This window comes from Streptomyces sp. SID10853 (assembly GCF_010548145.1).
Lineage (GTDB): Bacteria > Actinomycetota > Actinomycetes > Streptomycetales > Streptomycetaceae > Streptomyces.
The window spans coordinates 1-2,227 of sequence record NZ_JAAGLN010000446.1 but is presented as its reverse complement, the minus strand read 5'-3'; the positions used below and the strand labels follow the sequence as shown (position 1 = coordinate 2,227).

At 76.0% G+C, this 2,227-nt stretch carries 2 protein-coding genes and 1 pseudogene; 2 read left to right on the top strand and 1 reads right to left on the bottom strand.

The features are described 5' to 3' along the window. Window positions 1-131 precede the first annotated feature (131 nt). Window positions 132-776, top strand: coding sequence for an allophanate hydrolase subunit 1 (locus G3I19_RS36150; protein ID WP_164267902.1), 645 nt, complete (start codon window positions 132-134; stop codon window positions 774-776). Next, window positions 773-1,684 (top strand): biotin-dependent carboxyltransferase family protein, encoded by a 912-nt coding sequence (locus tag G3I19_RS36145; RefSeq protein WP_164267901.1) that lies wholly within the window; start codon window positions 773-775, stop codon window positions 1,682-1,684. The genes G3I19_RS36150 and G3I19_RS36145 overlap by 4 nt, the downstream gene beginning before the upstream one ends. An 84-nt stretch (window positions 1,685-1,768) precedes the next feature. On the opposite strand, the pseudogene G3I19_RS36140 reads toward G3I19_RS36145, so the two are convergent. Further along, window positions 1,769-2,227 (bottom strand): annotated as a pseudogene (locus G3I19_RS36140) (HEAT repeat domain-containing protein); the annotation flags it as partial.

The window sequence follows — 2,227 nt, the reverse complement described above, 5'->3', positions numbered from 1 at the left end:
CACCCCGGGGGCCGCGGAGACCGCCCGGCGGGTCCGCCGTGAGCTGCTCGCCGCCGGTGTGGTCCTGGAGCCCTTCGCATGAGCGCCAGGCCGGGCCGCAGCGCGCACCGGCCGGCCGGAGGGCCGTGCCGGTGAGGGTGCTGCCGGTGGGCGAACACGCCCTGCTCGTCGAGCTGGGGTCGGCTCCGGAGACGGAAGCCTTCCACGCGGAGCTGCTGCGCCGGCGCGAGGCCGGGGACCTTCCCCCGGTGACGGAGATCGTGCCCGCCGCCCGGACGGTGCTGCTGGACGGTCTGGCCCGCCCCCTGGAGCTCGCCGGCCGGCTCACCACCTGGACCGTGGAGCCGTCCGCCGTGACCGGTGGCCCGGAGACCGAGATCGCCGTGCGCTACGACGGCCCCGATCTGGCGGAGGTGGCGCGCTGTTGGCAGGTCGCGCCGGAGGACGTGCCCGGCATCGTGGGCGGGCTCACGTTCCGGGTCGCCTTCTGTGGGTTCGTCCCCGGATTCGGCTATCTGTCCGGTCTCCCCGACCGGCTCCGGGTGCCGCGCCGGACCACCCCCCGTACGGCGGTGCCCGCCGGTTCGGTCGCGCTCGCCGACACCTACGCGGGCGTCTATCCCCGCGCATCGCCCGGCGGCTGGCAGCTGATCGGTACCACCGACGCGGTCCTGTGGGACCAGGACCGCGACCCGGCGGCGCTGCTGGCCCCCGGTGTACGGGTGCGGTTCACCTCTGAGGAACCGGTGGCGGAGACGGCGGAGGAGCAGACATGAGGCCGGTTCTTCCGGAGGCTCTCGAGGTCGTGCGCGCCGGGGCGCTCACCACCGTGCAGGACCTCGGGCGCCCGGGCCACGCGCATCTCGGAGTTCCGCGCTCGGGCGCCCTGGACCCGGCCGCGCACCGGCTGGCGAATCTCCTCGCCGGGAACACCGCGGACGCCGCCACCCTGGAGACCACGGTCGACGGCACCGCGGTACGGGCCCTCAGGGACGTCACGGCTGCGGTGACCGGTGCGCCCTGTCCGGTACGGATCGACGGCAGCCCCGCGGCCTGGGGCGCCCCGGTACGGCTGCCGGCGAGCGCGGTGCTCGATGTGGGCGGGGCCGTCGAGGGGCTGCGCAGCTATGTGGCGTTCGGCGGTGGTGTCGCCGTACGGCCGGTGCTCGGCAGCCGGGCCACCGACCTGCTCTCCGGTCTTGGCCCCGCGCCGCTGGACGCGGGGCAGTTGCTGCCGCTCGGTGTCCCGGGCGAACCGCCGGACGCGGTGGACGCCGTACCGCTGCCCGCTCCCCCGGCCGAGCTGGTGCTGCCGCTCGTCCTCGGCCCCCGTGCGGACCTGTTCACGGATGCGGCGCTGCGGGCCCTGCCGGAGGCCGTCTACCGGGTGGCGGCCGCGAGCAACCGCATCGGCATGCGGACCGATGGACCGCCCATCGGCCGTCCGGACGGGGCCGAACTCCCCAGCGAGGGAATGGTCCTGGGCGCGGTGCAGGTGCCGCCCGACGGACTGCCGGTGCTCTTCCTCGCCGATCATCCGGTGACCGGGGGCTATCCGGTGATCGGCGTCGTCCCCGCTGACCGGCTCGGAGCCGCGGCGCAGGCCGTACCGGGGACTCCGGTGGTATTCGTTCCCGTACACGGCCGCCCGGGGCCCGGCGTCCCGGGTCCGCAGCCCCACTGATCCGGCCGCCGCGTCCGCGGACCTGTCACGGTCTCCGGCACCCAAGCACTCATAAAGCACTCGTCAGGCGCTCGGCCGGCCGTGTCAGACCGCGGTTCCCTCGGTGTCGATCCGGTTGCGGACCGCGGTCTGCACCTCGGCCTCCTCCGCGGGATCGGCGGCCAGCCGCCGCAGCCGGTCGACCACCCGTGTGTCGCCGGTCGCGGCGTGCAGGGCGGCCACCTCCCGGGTGCTCTCCTCGCAGTCCCACAGGCATTCGACGGCGAACCCGGCCCCGAACGAGGGGTCGGTGGCGGCGAGTGCGCGGGCCGCGCTGCCGCGCAGATGGGAGGAGGCCGTCTCGCGGTACACATGGCGCAGGACCGGCGCCGCACAGGCGATGCCGAGCCGGCCGGCCCCGTCGACAAGGGTCCAGAGCAGGGTCGCGTCGGGGCCGTCGGCCCGGACGGTCTCGCGCAGCGCGCCGAGGACCAGATGCGCGTCCTGTGCCCCGCCACGACCGGCGAGGACACCGGCCGCCGAAGCGCCCAGCGGGTCCGGCCG